17 protein-coding genes are annotated in these 15,635 nt (G+C 45.2%); 2 read left to right on the forward strand and 15 right to left on the reverse strand.

Annotation, left to right across the window (positions count from 1 at the left end):
• Position 1: 1 nt before the first annotated feature.
• The 3 genes from ACT6R0_RS15740 to ACT6R0_RS15750 form a co-directional block, all read right to left on the reverse strand.
• The gene (locus tag ACT6R0_RS15740) at positions 2 to 382 is read right to left on the reverse strand and encodes a hypothetical protein (RefSeq protein ID WP_444654614.1); all 381 of its coding nucleotides are present in this window, start codon (positions 380 to 382) and stop codon (positions 2 to 4) included.
• Positions 383 to 481: 99 nt separating this feature from the next.
• Positions 482 to 658, reverse strand: coding sequence for a hypothetical protein (locus ACT6R0_RS15745; protein WP_444654615.1), 177 nt, complete (start codon positions 656 to 658; stop codon positions 482 to 484).
• Positions 659 to 667: 9 nt separating this feature from the next.
• Positions 668 to 2,020 carry an NAD-dependent succinate-semialdehyde dehydrogenase gene (locus tag ACT6R0_RS15750; RefSeq protein ID WP_444654616.1) on the reverse strand — a complete coding sequence of 451 codons (1,353 nt, stop codon included), beginning with the start codon at positions 2,018 to 2,020 and terminating at the stop codon, positions 668 to 670.
• Positions 2,021 to 2,146: 126 nt separating this feature from the next.
• Between ACT6R0_RS15750 and ACT6R0_RS15755 the strand changes: the two genes are divergently transcribed.
• Entirely contained in the window at positions 2,147 to 3,418 is a 1,272-nt protein-coding gene (locus tag ACT6R0_RS15755) for an OmpA family protein (RefSeq protein WP_444654617.1), read from the forward strand.
• Between the two features lie 76 nt (positions 3,419 to 3,494).
• Positions 3,495 to 3,893: a glyoxalase gene (locus tag ACT6R0_RS15760; protein ID WP_444654618.1), complete on the forward strand. Its 399-nt coding sequence runs from the start codon at positions 3,495 to 3,497 to the stop codon at positions 3,891 to 3,893.
• Between the two features lie 69 nt (positions 3,894 to 3,962).
• Here ACT6R0_RS15760 and ACT6R0_RS15765 read toward each other — a convergent pair whose 3' ends face one another.
• The 12 genes from ACT6R0_RS15765 to ACT6R0_RS15820 all read right to left on the reverse strand — a co-directional run bounded on the left by ACT6R0_RS15765 (position 3,963) and on the right by ACT6R0_RS15820 (position 15,618).
• A complete protein-coding gene (locus ACT6R0_RS15765; protein ID WP_444654878.1) occupies positions 3,963 to 4,640 on the reverse strand; it encodes a DUF2461 domain-containing protein in 678 nt (225 codons plus the stop codon).
• Positions 4,637 to 5,056, reverse strand: a complete 420-nt coding sequence (locus ACT6R0_RS15770) for an META domain-containing protein (RefSeq protein ID WP_444654619.1) — start codon at positions 5,054 to 5,056, stop codon at positions 4,637 to 4,639. Before ACT6R0_RS15770 ends, ACT6R0_RS15765 begins: the two co-directional genes overlap by 4 nt.
• Positions 5,057 to 5,137: 81 nt before the next feature.
• On the reverse strand, positions 5,138 to 7,165 hold the full coding sequence (locus ACT6R0_RS15775) for a hypothetical protein (protein ID WP_444654620.1): 2,028 nt from the start codon (positions 7,163 to 7,165) through the stop codon (positions 5,138 to 5,140).
• Positions 7,166 to 7,194: 29 nt separating this feature from the next.
• Complete coding sequence (gene fabG, locus ACT6R0_RS15780; RefSeq protein ID WP_444654621.1) at positions 7,195 to 7,941, reverse strand: 3-oxoacyl-[acyl-carrier-protein] reductase; 747 nt, start codon at positions 7,939 to 7,941, stop codon at positions 7,195 to 7,197.
• Between the two features lie 224 nt (positions 7,942 to 8,165).
• On the reverse strand, positions 8,166 to 9,167 hold the full coding sequence (locus ACT6R0_RS15785) for a TerC/Alx family metal homeostasis membrane protein (protein ID WP_444654622.1): 1,002 nt from the start codon (positions 9,165 to 9,167) through the stop codon (positions 8,166 to 8,168).
• 14 nt (positions 9,168 to 9,181) lie between these two features.
• Positions 9,182 to 10,696, reverse strand: coding sequence for a helix-hairpin-helix domain-containing protein (locus ACT6R0_RS15790; RefSeq protein ID WP_444654623.1), 1,515 nt, complete (start codon positions 10,694 to 10,696; stop codon positions 9,182 to 9,184).
• Between the two features lie 268 nt (positions 10,697 to 10,964).
• A complete protein-coding gene (locus ACT6R0_RS15795; RefSeq protein WP_444654624.1) occupies positions 10,965 to 12,353 on the reverse strand; it encodes a PP2C family serine/threonine-protein phosphatase in 1,389 nt (462 codons plus the stop codon).
• Positions 12,353 to 13,417 carry a TerY-C metal binding domain-containing protein gene (locus tag ACT6R0_RS15800; RefSeq protein WP_444654626.1) on the reverse strand — a complete coding sequence of 355 codons (1,065 nt, stop codon included), beginning with the start codon at positions 13,415 to 13,417 and terminating at the stop codon, positions 12,353 to 12,355. The genes ACT6R0_RS15795 and ACT6R0_RS15800 overlap by 1 nt, the downstream gene beginning before the upstream one ends.
• Before the next feature lie 69 nt (positions 13,418 to 13,486).
• Entirely contained in the window at positions 13,487 to 14,122 is a 636-nt protein-coding gene (locus ACT6R0_RS15805) for a vWA domain-containing protein (protein ID WP_444654627.1), read from the reverse strand.
• 10 nt (positions 14,123 to 14,132) lie between these two features.
• Positions 14,133 to 14,549 (reverse strand): hypothetical protein, encoded by a 417-nt coding sequence (locus ACT6R0_RS15810; protein WP_444654629.1) that lies wholly within the window; start codon positions 14,547 to 14,549, stop codon positions 14,133 to 14,135.
• Positions 14,550 to 14,552: 3 nt separating this feature from the next.
• Positions 14,553 to 15,215 (reverse strand): TerD family protein, encoded by a 663-nt coding sequence (locus ACT6R0_RS15815; RefSeq protein ID WP_444654631.1) that lies wholly within the window; start codon positions 15,213 to 15,215, stop codon positions 14,553 to 14,555.
• Between the two features lie 46 nt (positions 15,216 to 15,261).
• Positions 15,262 to 15,618, reverse strand: coding sequence for a hypothetical protein (locus tag ACT6R0_RS15820; RefSeq protein ID WP_444654632.1), 357 nt, complete (start codon positions 15,616 to 15,618; stop codon positions 15,262 to 15,264).
• Positions 15,619 to 15,635 lie beyond the last annotated feature (17 nt).

Consider the following 15,635-nt stretch of genomic DNA (forward strand, 5'->3'; position numbering starts at 1 on the left):
TTTATAGAAAAGCAATTATAACGGCAAATACCAACTGTAACAGTACCAGTACCCACAGAACGGTTTTGTTTGGAGCAACGGCCTCCTTTAGCGCACTGATCGCCCTTTGCTTTAAAAGTTCGTACACATCCACATTACCCTTAAGGTCATCATCCGTTATCTTGATCTTTCTAAGTCCATACCCCAATGCCCTCCGCACCCATGCATTTTCAGAACTGTCTTTAACAGCCTGCAGCATCCGCAATTTTTCGCCGGCGTATACTTCTACGGCCCTGCCACGGTGGTTAGCGGTAGTCCTCATCCTTTCGATCACTTTATCTAACACCGGATAAAGCAGTGGTTCGGCTTTATCGCTTACGAGCCGGTGGATCACTTTACTCACGACATATTTATAGCCGAGCGTAACCAATACCACCGAGCAGCAAAATATAAGGAATATCAGCAGGCTTTCCCATGGCTTTGCTATTATTATTCCTAATAATCAGGGCTTTCCCCCCACATGCGGTGCGACGGCACCCGGGCCATCTTCATTGAGCAGGAAGATAAAAGCAATAGTTAGACTGATAACGAGGGTAGCTGCTGCCAGGTCATAAATTTTTAAAAGTGTTATGACAGCCATCGATGAAACTTTGGCGAAGTATTTAATTTTATCTAACATACCTGACAGTTATTTTATATAAACAGTTTTTACATTCACAAATTCTTTCAGCCCGTCCTCTGCAAGTTCACGTCCAAAGCCTGAGTTCTTTACGCCACCGAATGGCAGTGCGGGATCCGACTTTACCATCGCGTTGATAAATACGGCGCCTTCATTAAAAAGGTGCGCTTTTGCAGCCACGCCTTTGGTATCCTTCGTGAATATGGAAACGCCAAGCCCAAATTCGGTAGCATTGCTAAGCTGCACGGCCTCTTCAAAAGTACTGAATGTCGTTACCGCGGCAACCGGGCCAAAAACCTCTTCCCTAAATACAGGCATATCAGTTGTAACGCCTGTTAATATTGTAGGTGTATAAAAAGCATCCTTCCGCTTTCCTCCGGTAATTATCTCAGCTCCCATTCCAACCGACTTTTCAACCTGCTTTTCTATTTCAATGGCAAGGTCCTCCCGCGCCATCGGACCAACTTGCGTCGACTCATCCATGGGGTCGCCGGCCTTTAGCGTTTCCACTCCTTTTTTGAAACCATCAAGGAAAACATCGTATAGAGTGTCATGAACTAAAAAACGCTTGGCAGCAATGCAGCTTTGTCCGGTATTCTGCATCCTTGCATTTACAGCTACAGCAATTGCATCTTCAACGTCAGCATCTTCGCAAACAATGAAGGCATTGCTGCCGCCAAGTTCTAAAACTGCCTTCTTGATCTGTTTTGCTGCCGCTGAGGCTACCGCAGCGCCTGCCTTTTCACTTCCGGTAAGTGACACTGCCTTAACTATCGGATGGCTGATAACAGCCTCTACCTGTTCACCTGAAATGAGCAGGTTCGAATAGATCCCCTCGGGAAAACCTGCTTCCCTAAAAAGTTCTTCGATCAATATCCCGCAACCGGCAACATTTGATGCATGCTTTACTACCACCGTGTTCCCGGCAATAATAGCCGGTATGGCAAAGCGAAAAACCTGCCAGTAAGGAAAATTCCATGGCATTACACCTAATATAACACCAAGCGGGTCATATCTCGCATAACTCACTGCCGCATCGGTAACGATCGTTTTAGGTTGCAGAAAATGTTCGGCGTTATCAATGTAGTACTGGCATAAAAGAGCACATTTTTTTACCTCTGCCACGCTTTGCGCGACGGGTTTCCCCATCTCAACAGTACACTTTTCTGACAATAAATGTTGGTTTTTTGTTAATGCAAATACTAAAGTTTTAATAAAATCAACCTTCTGACCCACTGGTAGTTCACTCCATCCTTTAAAAGCGTTATCACCCCTTGTAAGCACCGTATTTACCTGTGATTCAGAAAAATAATCGTATTTTGACAAAAAATATTTGTTAAAAGGATTGGTTGTGAAAAACATTTTCTACTTTTGTTTAAAATTCTGTTATAAAAATAACACAATTTCTTAAACTAAAAATAGTTACTTTTGCCCCAAAATAAAGTATCTTTAATTAACGACAATACTGATAAACAATAAACAATTATTATGAAGAAAGTTGTACTCCCATTATTAATGCTATGTCTTGCCCCGGCGGCGTTAAGAGCCCAGGAAGATACTAAAGTCAGCAACGACTACAATAAGTGGTCGATAGATGCCAACTTTGGTACCAACAAAGCTGCTAACCCACTTACAGAAGGCTACCACATGCAGGTAACGAACCTTTTCCACGCTGACCTTGGATTCAGGTACATGTTCAATACTAAATTTGGTCTTAAGCTACACGGTGGTTACGACGTACTTAATGACGATGGTGACGGAAGTCTTGAGTTCCAGTCAAAGATCATCAGCATCGGACTACAGGGATATGCCAACCTTGGGCGTATCATGGAATTCGAAACATGGACAAAAAGGCTGAACCTGTTAGGCCACATGGGGGTTGGAGTATCTCAATTCACTAATGATAAGCGTGAAGGCGATACAGCATTTGAAGGTGAAGACCACCTTGGTAACTTTATAATAGGTATGACAGGACAGTTCAGGATATCTGACAGGGTTTCCCTAAATGCCGATTTCACTATGATAAATAACTTCTCACAACACAAAACGTGGGATGGTGGCGAATATGATCAAACGTACCAGGGCTTTGACAGTACTCTGTACAATGCAACTATCGGTCTTTCTGTTTACCTTGGTAAAAACCAGAAACACGCTGACTGGTTCGTTGAAGAAAAATCAAATGAGCTAATGGATCTTGAAGATCGCCTTGCAGAACTTGAAACAATGATGAACGACACCGATAAAGATGGTGTGCCTGATTATCTTGACAGCGAGCCGAACACGATCACAGGAGTTGCTGTTGATAGCAAAGGAAGAACTATTGACAAGAACCAGAACGGTGTTCCTGATGAGCTTGAGTCGTACATTGAGAACAACAACAAGCAAATGGAGCAGAAGATCACACAGGTTGGTGCCGGAGTTGAACAACTTATCAATGATGGTTACGTGAACGTATACTTCGACTTTAACAAAGATACGCCGAACGCACAGTCTGTAAATGGTATCAACTTCCTTATCACATACCTGAAAGAGAACCCTGGAAAATCTGCTGACGTAATTGGATATGCTGATGAAGTTGGAAATACAGATTACAACAAAGACCTGTCTGAAAGAAGGGCCAAAAACGTTAAGCAAATACTTGTTGATGCTGGCATCGATGCAGGAAGGCTTAATATAGTTGGTAACGGTGCACAAAGCCTTGGAAATGATTCTAAAGCTGTTCGCCAGACCGTAAGAAGGGTTACCTTCATACTGAAATAGTAAGTAGTTAATAACTATATGAAGATCCCCCGCCAAAAGCGGGGGATTTTTTTTATCTTTAAAAGAAACAAGCATAATGAATGATCGCGATAAAGGATTGATAGCATTACGAGGTAATGCCATAGGCGAGATATTACCTAACTCAGGCAGGGAAGAGATATTCCAAAACCAAACCATAAGACCCATACTCAAGCTGCAAAACGACATTTTTGTAGAATCCTTCCTCAATTACGTGAACAAGTCGAAAAGCGATTTTTACGGGTTCTCAACAGAAAAAAAAATGCAGTTCATAGACAATGCTGTCCACAAGGATATCAAGTTCAGGAATGCTTTAAAAGGAATGGTAATGGCCATGTTTACCGTAGAGGAATTCAGGGAGTACACACTAAATTCATCCAACCTTAACAAGCGTATGATGAACATGCTCATAGAAAGGCTAAAGGACCAGATACAGCTGCTGGTAAGGCAGGAATAAAGAGATAGCCACGAATTGAATGAATTCCCGAACTTAGAGAATATCATCACAATTGGTGGCTATTACTTACTATTCAATAATGCTTTCACCATTAAGATCGGTAGAAAGCACATCGCTCATATAGTCAAAAAAGGGGCGCATAGCCTCAAATGTGGCGATCACTTCCTCTTTAAAGTTTTTAGAAAGCACTTCCTTATCGGAAAAGTTTCGCACCAACAGGAATTGCTTCTTTTTGATCAGCTCGATGGCAGGATGGTTTTTATCAAATCCTTTGGGCGAGGTCTTTACCCCTTCGCCCCTAAGTTCACCAAAATACTGAATGAATTGAGCGTCGGATGCTATAGCCTTTATCTCGCTGTCATCCATCTCAAACTCTTTGCGTATGCGAAGCAGGTCGGGGGCATTGGGTTCCCAAAATCCGCCTTCCACAAAGCTGTTGCCTCCCGGCTGTATGTGCAGGTAATAGCTTCCCCGCAAGGCAGGCTTAGTACGTGAGAACCATGCGCTGAAATGATTTTTATACGGTGTCTTGTCTTTTGAAAAACGGATGTCGCGATATATGCGGAAGATCTGCATCTTGTCTATAGAGTCCAGTTTGCGCAGTTCTTCATCTACTTCATTAAAAAAAGACTTTACCAGCGCATCATTTGCCTGGAAAGCCTTTTTGTTATCTGCGAACCATTCCCTGTTGTTATTCTCTGTAAGGTCCTTTAAAATATCGAGAACGGGTTTTGTTATCATAATTATTTCTTCGGCACGAAGACAAGGCGCTCATCCACCCCTTCCATTAGGGTAAGCTTGTCCTTCTCTACTTTAGCCGTATTTATTTTTTCAATTGCCTTAAAATATTCGTTCTCAATGCTGCCCTCACAATACATCTTGGTCGCCATTATCTGGCTGACATTCATTCCTCCTTCATCATTCAGGTTGTACGAGCCTCCATAGCCATTGCAGCTACTGTTACCTGAGATCTTGTGCTCCTTGTCGAATATCGCGGTCGGAACACCATTCGGCAGGCTGGCGGCATCCACTTTCTTTCCGTTAATGGAAGATAGCTCCCACGCAGTTTGTGTAAGCAGGTCCATGGGCTGTGTTGCTTTGGCACTAAGGCATCCCGTAAGCCCTAAAGCAACTATGCTGAAAATTGCGAAGATTTTTCTCATGTGTTTTAAATTTAGTTATTTTACCAAATTTAGTCACTATTACGGTAAGAAAAATAGCATTTATAATAACTTTAGTACTGCCTACAGCAGTCCGTTGTACTTGCGTATGAACCATTCCGCAGCAAGAGATACAGCAAGGATGACCAGCAGCCACACCCAGTCGATGAGTGGCGATCTTTTAATTATCTCTTTTTGTGTGGCTTTATAATCCTCATTTTTCAGGAGGAATTCTGCCAGTTGATCTGCCTGTGCCGGGTAGTAGACCGCACCGCCTGTATTGGCAGCTGTTTGCTTCAATCGTGCAAGGTCAGGATTTACGAATTGTTTCTCTATCTCAAAATCAAGTACTTCAAACGCGCCATTGTAGGAAGTGTTGGATGAAGCTTCTCTTACCGTAAAGCTGTACTGCCCTGCGGCAAGCCCGTCGAGATTTACTTTATACTCATTGCTGCCTTTAAGGAAATCATAGTTTTTAGACGCTCCTGTCAGCTTATTTTTCAACTGGATGGAAAGGCGTGCATTCTCCTCAAACTCATAGTTCTTATTAAAATACTGGGCCGTGACCTGTATGACTTCACCCGAATTGTAAAAGCTTTCATGGTTTACTACCAATGATCTGCGTTTCGAGTTCGATGCCAAAAACTGTATCGTCTTATCCATGAAAATATCAAACTGCTCGAACGACTTTGTGTTCTGGTGGCTTTCCATCCTCCATTTCCAGATGTTCTCTCCCAAGAGGTATGCACTGCGCTGTGGCCCGTTCTCCGAGAAGACCATAAGTGGGTTCTCTGTACGCACATTGCGTATTCGTGCCTGCAAGAGTACGTTCGTATTCTCTCTTGGCGTAATTGTCCCAAAAGGGTGCTGTAATGGCGGGAACTGCCCGAAACCAATATCGGTGGCCGCAAACAGGTTGAACTGGCTTTCGAAGTCGGCAAGGTAGTCCTCCCGTTGCGAGCTCATCCTGAAATTCAGTTGATCTTGCGTTTGGTTCAGCAAATTAAAATCGGTAGAAAGGCCGGTAATTGTAAAAGTATTCAATCCTGTGGCCTTGTTCATTTCCAAAAGCTGGCGAAACGATGCATCCGGCTGGTACAGTATCAATATATTGTAATCCTGCAAGGACGTAACTTCATTAGGCTTCAATACTGTTACCTTGCGTTGCTGGTTGGTTTCTATCGAACGCTTCAGCGCACCTAAGTCAGGGTGGTTTACTGATGCTACCAACGCTACTTCCGAACGTTGGTCGATAACCTCCACCGCAAAATTCTTGGTGTTATTGTATTTGTTCTTTTCCATTTCCGCAGAAGAGATCACCGCGCGGAACGTCTGCACGCCCACTTTGGAGGCGTCTAAAAGCACAGAGAGCGACTGTGCCTTCTTATCTTTGGAAAAGGCTACGCTTTGCTTATTCAATACTGAATTGCCCTGCATGATGCTAAAAACAGCATTCACATCCTTGTTGCCGCTGTACTGCAGGAACACTTCCACAGGGAATTTGTTCTTTAAAAAGGCATATTTGTTCACATTCACCTGGCTCACGCGAAGGTCAAGAAATGTAGTTGTGTCGCCCAATACAAGTGGGTATACCGAAGTATTTTCGCGGAAACTGTACACATAGTCGTTACCTATCGTCTGGTTGCCGTCTGACAATAACACCACAGGATAGGCAGCATTGCGGTACAATTGCTTCAGGTTCTGCGCCGCCTGGTCAATGTGTGTCTGCTTCCCTGTAAAGTCAGGAGTTTTACCCGATTCAAAAGTTTCATCAAAGGTATAGAGCTGTACATCGAATTTGTCTTTCAACGCACTGTTCGAGGCTAGCTTTTCGGCCAATTGTTTTGCGAGGGGATCCTGCCCCAATTCCTTTATGGATAGCGAATTGTCCAGCAATATGGGCAACGGTGTTTTTACCGTTTCCAGGTCCTTGCGCGTGATCACAGGGTTGATGAGCAGTACGAAAACCGAGAACAACGTTATAAAACGAAGCAAAGCCAAAAAGATATGCAGCCTGCTTCTCTTTTTGGCTTTAAAAAGATATTGGTAAAACGATAATGCAAATGCTGCCAGTGCCGACAGTAGTAGCCATAAAACAGTGGATGCAGTCATTCTATAGTATCGTCAGTTTTTGATTTTTATTATGTAAGCATTCCGCCATCCACGTTAAGTGTCTGTCCGGTGATGTAGGCCGACATTTCCGAAGCAAGGAATACGCAGGCATTCGCAACATCTTCAGGAGAGCCGCCACGTTTTAGCGGAATCGCATCAGCCCAGCCTTTTACTACATCTTCAGGAAGCTTGCCTGTCATTTCAGTTTCAATGAAGCCCGGTGCGATCGCGTTGCAGCGAATGTTCCTTGAACCCAGCTCCAGTGCCACCGACTTTGTGAAGCCGATCACACCTGCCTTAGATGCCGCATAGTTGGTCTGCCCGGCGTTACCCTTCACACCTACTACAGAGCTCATATTGATGATAGATCCGCTGCGTGCCTTTAACATGGTGCGCTGTACTGCCTTGGTCATGTTGAAAACCGATTTTAGGTTCACCTCGATCACTTTGTCGAAATCTTCTTCCGATATCCTCATCAGGAGATTATCTTTTGTTATGCCCGCGTTATTGATAAGGATGTCTACCGTACCAAAAGTCGCTACAACATCGTCAACCAGTTTTTGCGCCTCATTAAAATCGGCCGCGTTGCTCTGGTAGCCTTTCGCCGAAATGCCATAGCCTTTAAGTTCTTCCTCAAGTGCCTGTGCCGCCTCGACAGAAGCGCTGTATGTAAATGCCACATTGGCGCCGTGCTGTGCAAAAACAACAGCAATGCCACGGCCTATGCCCCTGCTCGCGCCGGTAATGATAGCCGTTTTTCCTTGTAATAATTTCATGTTCTGTTTCGTTAGTTTTGTCTGTAAGAACAGCAAATATAATAAGAGTATATTTAATTTACCTAAATACGGATATTAGATTTCCTAATAAACTTATGTGTCGGATCTTTTCAGATCTTACCCCCTCCCCAATAGCTATCGGGAGGGGGCGAGGTTAAACATTAAAAAACCTGACAGGCTAATAAAACCTGTCAGGTCTGATGATATTTATAAAACTCATGTAGTTACTCCGCAGCCTCTTCTTTCTTTTCCGGGAATAGGACCGATGCCAGTACCGAAAGCACCAATACGCCGCCCACTACCATCAATGAGTGAATAGATTCGATATGGAATATAGGCGCAATGACCATCTTAACCCCAATAAACGCAAGGATAATCGCAAGGCCGTATTTCAGCTTGCTGAACAGGTGGATGAAGTTCGCCAACAGGAAGTACAGCGCCCTTAGTCCCAATATCGCGAATATATTCGATGTATACAGGATGAACGGATCGTCCGGTGCGATGGCGAAAATAGCCGGAATGGAATCTACCGCGAACAAAAGGTCGGTAAACTCGATAACACCCACCACAACCAATAGCGGCGTTGCAAGTTTCTTACCGTTCTCGATTGTAAAGAATTTATCACCGTCATAGTTCTTACTCACTTTAAAGAACTTATGTACTACCCTTGCTCCCGGGCTTGTATTGAAATCCTTTTCTGCGTCGTCATCGTCTTCGGCAAACCATGATTTGATACCGGCATAGATAAGGAAGATACCAAACAGCGTCATTACCACGTTGATCTTAACCATATAACCAAGCACCTCCATTTCAGGAAGATAGGTCAGCTTTATCAATCCTACTCCACTGAAAATGAATATTGCACGGAGCACCAATGCCCCTATGATACCCCAGAATAGCACCTTATGATGATTTTCCTTAGGAACATTGAAGAACCCGAATACAAGGATGAATACAAAGAGGTTATCTACAGAAAGCGCCTTCTCGATCCAATAGGCCGACTGGAATTGAGAGAATTTCTCAATACCCATGTAGTAATAGATCACACCGCTAAAAGCCATAGACAACGTGATCCATACCAGCGACCAGGCGATGGCTTCTTTATTGGTCACCGTGTGGCTCTTCTTATTGAATACCCCAAGGTCAAGCAATAGCATCAATATGACGACGACTGAAAAAACGGATATAATACCCGGGTGATTAATTAATGAGTCTACTTTCTCCATCTCAAATTTTAGTATTAATTGTTATTAGTAATAGTGATCAGTGCAAGCCTGCCTCCTTCCTGCGAAGATAGCAGTATTTTCTTTCCGTTGGTCAATTCTACCATCGAACCTGCCGGTATATCCTTTCCTTCGCTAACATCCTTCATGTGTTCCAGTTTTTGGTTCACGAAAACCCATTTGCCTTCAAAGAATGTAAAGTACCCTACCGGTAACTTCTCCCTGGGGTCAAGCCTTTCGTTGCGCACAATATTCCGGTTCACGTGCCAGTTGAAAAGGTACTGGTTATTATACACCATCAGCCTTTGGTTGTCGGGCTTCCACACCCCGGGGCTGAACTCGTAATAAAAATCCAGCATCGGGAGCGTCCCCTGGTGCTTGGTCCCGCAAAATGGGCATTTCGGAACGCTCGAGTTGTCAAACACATACCATTGCTGGGTGCAGTTGGCATTATCGCATTTCTGCATCAGGTCAACGGTCTTCAGCAAGGCCTGCTCCCATGCTTCGGCAGGTGGCCGCATTTGGGGATCGTGCAATCCTTCAATGAACGCGCGGTTGAACATTTCCGTGAGGTACGGCCCCAAAATGGTGTATGGCAGCGCGTTGATGTCGGCCCACGGCATATCCCATTTCGAGAACCTGTTGGGCTTCGGCCTGTTGGTCTGGTCGGTAGGGTGTTCAATGAACAGCGCCTTCTCCCCCATCGACAGCAGGTCGTCTTTTTCAGTGTCCAGATCATGCACCTTGCCGCCCTTTAGCGGGTGGCGGTGAAGCAGGAACATATATATCAGTACCGGAAGCGCGTGCAGGTCGGTTAGCCTGCTGGGTAATTTCCGGTTAGGGTCATTCTTGTTTAAATGTTTTGTCGCCAAAACTTCGGGCGCGATAAATTCGGCAGTGCCAATTACTTCGGCAGGGAACAATCCCGGCACCACCAACCCGTCAAGGTCGATCATGCAGGCGGCCTTTTCTACCGGGTCGATCAACACGTTGTTGTAAGAAAGGTCAGAGTGTGCTAGTCCCATCGCGTGCATTTTCTTTACGCCGCGCACCAGGTTCACGCATATCTGGAAATAGCTCAGCCAGTTGCCAAGTTCCGATCTGGCCACCCTTAACGGGAACTGCTCATTCCTGAACTTAGCGGCGGCAAACCATTTACCGTTCTTCTCCTTGCCTTTAATAAGGTCGCCCGTTTCATGTCCTTTCGCAAAAAAGAACTTTCCTTTGTAGGCCGGCACGATAATACCTGTGAACCCATTCTGTTCTACTACATCGGTTGGCCAGCGGAACACTTCTTCAAGATAATAATCCGCTGCTTCCTTATTCTTTATCTGCGGGAGGTAATAGCCGGTAATGCGCTTGAGGCGTTCCTTTTGGTTATCATCCAGCTTATCGCGAAAAAATGCCACCACATAACTCTTGTCGGGGCTGAAGTACACATCTTTCATTCCGCCGCGCATCGGTTCGCCATTATCAGCAAACTCATACGTTTTATTAGGGTCGTTCACCGAACGTACAGTTCTTATTTCCATTATACTTTTAAAATGTGGCTGCTATCAGGCCAGATGTTGAAAACAATTTAACCACATAGATACATAGCCTATGTTTCTCAATACATTGTTGTCCATCAATCAGGACACATAAGTTTGAAGCTTTGCTTCATTCTATGTATGACTATTCAAAATGTAATGCCTTCCTAACTTTTTAACCACACGGAAAGCCTATGTCCCTATATGGTTAAAAAATAATTCAAGCGACAAAGCCATTAACAAATCAACCCATCAACAAATCAACTTTTTCTCAAAATAATATGGCCAGCGTACGATCATCATGGTTGCCGGGGCTCCAAAAATCCATCCAGGTGGCAAGCCTGTCCCGTATACCATCATTGCCCCTCCTCATTCCGATCAGCTCTTCGTGATGCTGGCTTTCAAGGTCAATATCCTCAAAAAAGCTCCGCCACTTCTCTATTTTAACAAGGTTGGCCTCCACTTCAAATTTCGGGTCGTATATCCCGTCTGTCATTAGTACAAAATATGAGAGATCTGTTACAATTTCAACGTTAGATCGCTCATCAAAATCATCTGCCCTGAAAATTTCGGGCATAGTGATGAAGCGTGTCCCGCCACCAAATTCGCCCACGTCCAGTTTATTCATCAGTTTCACTTCCGTCATGTCTTTATTGATCAAAGCCATCGGACAGTCGCCAACGCTGAAGGTCATGAAAACCGACCCCTCAGGGTAGTGCTTTACCAACGCAAAGATGAGTGTGGCATGAAAGGCATTGAGTGGCATCTCCGCTTCACGCGAAAAATCCTCTATTTCCTCAAAAGCATAGTTAGCCGCCCCCGAAAGGTACGGCAATGCCAATTCTTTTATTTTTTCTTTGGCATTCGACGAAACTGCTTCGTCAATTACTACCGACTGTGCAGCAGTAAACCGCTGCTTCAGGTAGTAAACTACAGCATTGCAGGCGATCTCCGAGCCTTTTCGCCCTGCCGGTGCCGAACCTGCGCCATCTGAAACTGCGATGACATTCCAGCCATTCTCCAGTTCTGCGTAATCGTAATCATCATCGCGATAGCCGCCTGTATTGGCGTGCGACCTGCCGCGCCAAGAGGCTACAACAAGCGTCTTGCCACCCAACTGAACTATTTCAGCTACATTATCAGGTTTGGCATACAGCCCGTTGGCATCGCTGGGAATATCCTTCCATAGCGACTTTGGGTCGGCATTGATGATGATCGAAAGCTTTTTGACATTGGGCTCCGCGCCTTCTTCCTCGCCTTCAAAGTTATAAGAGAGTTCGATCGTTATATCGCCTGCCTGTTCCGGTGTTCCTGATATTGTGCCTGAAGCCTTATCATATTCAAGCCCTGATCCTTCAAAGCCCGAAAGTGAATATTCGGTAAGGTCATTAAGGTTTAAGGCATCTAGATCAAACACCGCAGTGTATGGCTTGCCTGCCATCCCGTTAGGGAAAGTAATGTACTGTCTGGCTATGTCCAGCCGCCTTGCCCTAATTTGCCATGCCTGTGTCATTTGTACCTGTAGTTGCCTTATGAGGCTTACGTTCTTAATGTTTTCCTCCCGCGCGGCAAATTCAAGGAACTCCTTTTCAAATTGCTGCGGGCTGTGTATGCCCTGGTTGCCCAGGAGCGTAAAAATGTATTTCTGGATGTCGTTCATTATCCCTGCGCCCTGCCAATGTTGAAGCCGCCATTGCCTCCTCCACCAGAGGTATATTTACCCTGGGATCCGCACCACGGGCACGTGCTCACTTCTTCCTCACCTATGCAATGTATCTTGCGGCAGCAGCATACAGCCAGTCCGTACTGGTTGCCACAGCAAGGGCAGGTAGGCGCGCCTATCAGTTCGTCGCTGCTAACATTGTTCTCGTACGACTTATCGGCCAGCTCATAGTAGGAATTGTCCACAGGATACGCCCCCATCAGCCTGAACGCCCGGGTCTCAAAATTCATCCCGCCAAAATTAGAGGGTTGGGAAACTTTGCCATACTTCATCAGGTAAGGGCGCTTGGTGTTTTGGCACTGCGCGGCAAATACCACAAAATTATCGTCAACATAGCCGCCTCGGTCATAGTCGCCGGGCTTACTCAGGTCGATCTTCGATATTGTCTCATCATCCGTCTTGGCAAGTTCAAAGCCCGTGGAATTATTCTCCACACTGATGCTACTTGTCTTGATAGAATCGGTAACCCATTTAAAGAATGCTTTATACGACTGTGCACTGGTGTTCTTAAAATGCATCACATCGTTGCTCAGTTCGCCCAGCAGCCTCATGTCGGTCTCATCCCCAAAAGAAATGGAAACCATATTGGCCGTGCGTGCCCAGTTCTGTTTCCATTCGGCAATAGCAGCCGAGGTATCATCGGTAGGCACGCCATCGGTAAACAGGAACACGATCGGTTTCCAATCGCCTTTCTGCTCATAGGTTGTCTTTACAATATTGCTGCGAAGCTCGTACATCAGGTGGCCTAATCCTTTGCTAAGGGAGGTGCCACTGCCAATGGGGAACTTCGGCGGGTAAAAGCTCACGATCTCCTGAAGAGGGACCAGCGTTTTTGCCTGCCCGGCAAACACGATGATAGAAACCCAAACGGTTTCCAGCGCATGCGGATCTGATTTTAATGCCTGTATGATGGTGGCAAGCCCTTCCTCCACTTGCTGGATGGGTTCGCCTACCATGGACTCTGAAATGTCGATCAAAAAATATATCGGAAGCCTTCTCATAGTTTTTTGTTTAACCTCACCCCCAGCCCCTCTCCAAAGGAGAGGGGAGCAGGGCAACGTTGATTATAATTAAATAACAACCGTAATTTCATCAGGTGGTGGCGGGAGGCGTGTTTCCTCGCCTGTACCTTGGCTCTTGTTGCCCTGCTCAATGGTTTCAGACACCCATTTGAAGAATGTCTTCAATGTTTGGCTATCTGCCGAATCAAGGTGTACCACATTATCGGTCAGTTCCTTCAGCATGGCATCATTGGCCAAATGCCCGGCGGCACAGCCTACTACCGCTCCAAAGTTGTACGCACGCACCTGCACCGTTTTTTCGCGGTACAGTTGTATGTCAGACGGTTTGCCGTCGGTGAACAGGAACAATAGCGGCTTCCAGTCGCCCTTTTGGGTTTCTGAGCTTTTGATGATGTCCTGCTCCACTTTATTAAGTACGAAATCAAGCGCCGCGCCGGTATTGGTCGGCCCGCTCTGAGGGCAGGTGATCTCCGGCAGGCGGAACTGTACCAGCTCTGTGAGCGGCACAACTTCCTTCACCTCTCGGTCGAAGGTTATGATGCTCAGCCATAGCGAATCCAGTGCCTGGGCGTCGCTGCGCAGCGTATTTACCATCCCGCTAAGGGCATTGTTCAGGGCATGTATGGGCTCGCCATACATGGACCCTGATGTATCGAGTAAGAAATAGACAGGTAATCTTCTCATGGTCGGAGTATTAGTTCCTTGGGACATTATAGGTAGGCTGGTCGTCGTTTTTCGGCTGCGTGTTGTATGAAACATTCCCGTTAATGTTATACGTAGACGTATCGGCTTCCGGATCGTTCTGTATCAGGTCGCTCATTACGGCACCGGTCACATCCTTGCCGCCGCTAAACTGGTTGTACATCGCCCCTATGGTGTAGATAGGACCCCATGGGATACCCCACCAGCCCACTACAGCATTAACGGCCACATGCTTGTAAGAATATTTGAAAGTACCTTCGCCCGGCCTTATAAAATAAATGGACGACGGCCTTTTAAATGTCGCCAATACAACAGATATAGTGTAAGGAAAGTAAACGAATTTCCCACCCTGCCCTACCATTTCCTTTATCTCGGAAACGCGCAGGCCTTCAATATTTTTTATTTTCATGGCTTACAGGTACGACTGTACGATCCTTTTGATGGTCTGTCCGAGGAATACATCCTCTGTAGGATCGCCTATCGCACTGAATTTCCATTCATTGTTCCTCTTGTACAGTTTGCCCATGATTATCGACTGCTTGCCTGCATATTGTCCTTCGGCAGAAACGTTGTATTGCGCAAATACCGAGTTTACCCTTGTAGGTGTGCCTTCATACATCCTGATCTTTGAATAAGGTATCTGAGAGAAGTCCTCGCGCCCTGCATTATTCAGGAAGAAGAATATCTGGTTAACGTTCGCGTTGATACGTGTAAGATCTACTGTAATGATCTCATTGTCAAGGCCGTCATCGCCGCCGGTATCACCCTGAAGGTCATCACCCGTGTGCTTAAGCGCATTGTCAACAGATACGAGCTTGCCTTTAGGAAGGCCAAATTGCTGTAATACCTCAACCCTGTAAAGCGGAGAGTACAGGTGGTCGCATATATTGTTCTGCTCATCGATCATGATGCAGCTAAGGTCAAGGTCGATATTGGTTACTTTTTTGCCAAGGCCAAGGAAACCGCCTTTAGTTTCGATAGCACCCCAGTTCACACCTACGCAGAAGTTGGTAAGGCTTTCGCCCGAAGATTTTCTAAGGTCAATTTTTTGGCCTTTCGTTAAATTAATTGCCATTTGTTTTATGTTTTATTGGTTGATAATAGCTTTATAATATTTCAAATTAACTGACTAAATAATCTCTCCAGCCAGCTACAATATTCCTGAAGTCGATTGTTGCTACTTTAGGATAATCATCTGTATTTTCTATATAAAAAACGGTAAAAAGAGGGTCGACTAAAACCAAAAACCTGTCGGATCCAGTCTCAAATTCATGAATCTCACCCCTTAATACAGCTTCTATGCCTGGCAATAATGCTTCGTTAATCATTTCAACATCTCGCCAATCAATTAAAAAACTTGAAAGATAAATATTATTTGTTTCTGCGATTTTTACCTTACGGGAAGGATGGCCTCCTTGAAAAATGAGCAACTTTTCGCGAAAAACAATCTCATATTTTTCTATCAATGACGAATCCATTTTAAAGAAATGTTATT

Source organism: Flavobacterium sp., assembly GCF_052437795.1.
GTDB lineage: Bacteria > Bacteroidota > Bacteroidia > Flavobacteriales > Flavobacteriaceae > Flavobacterium.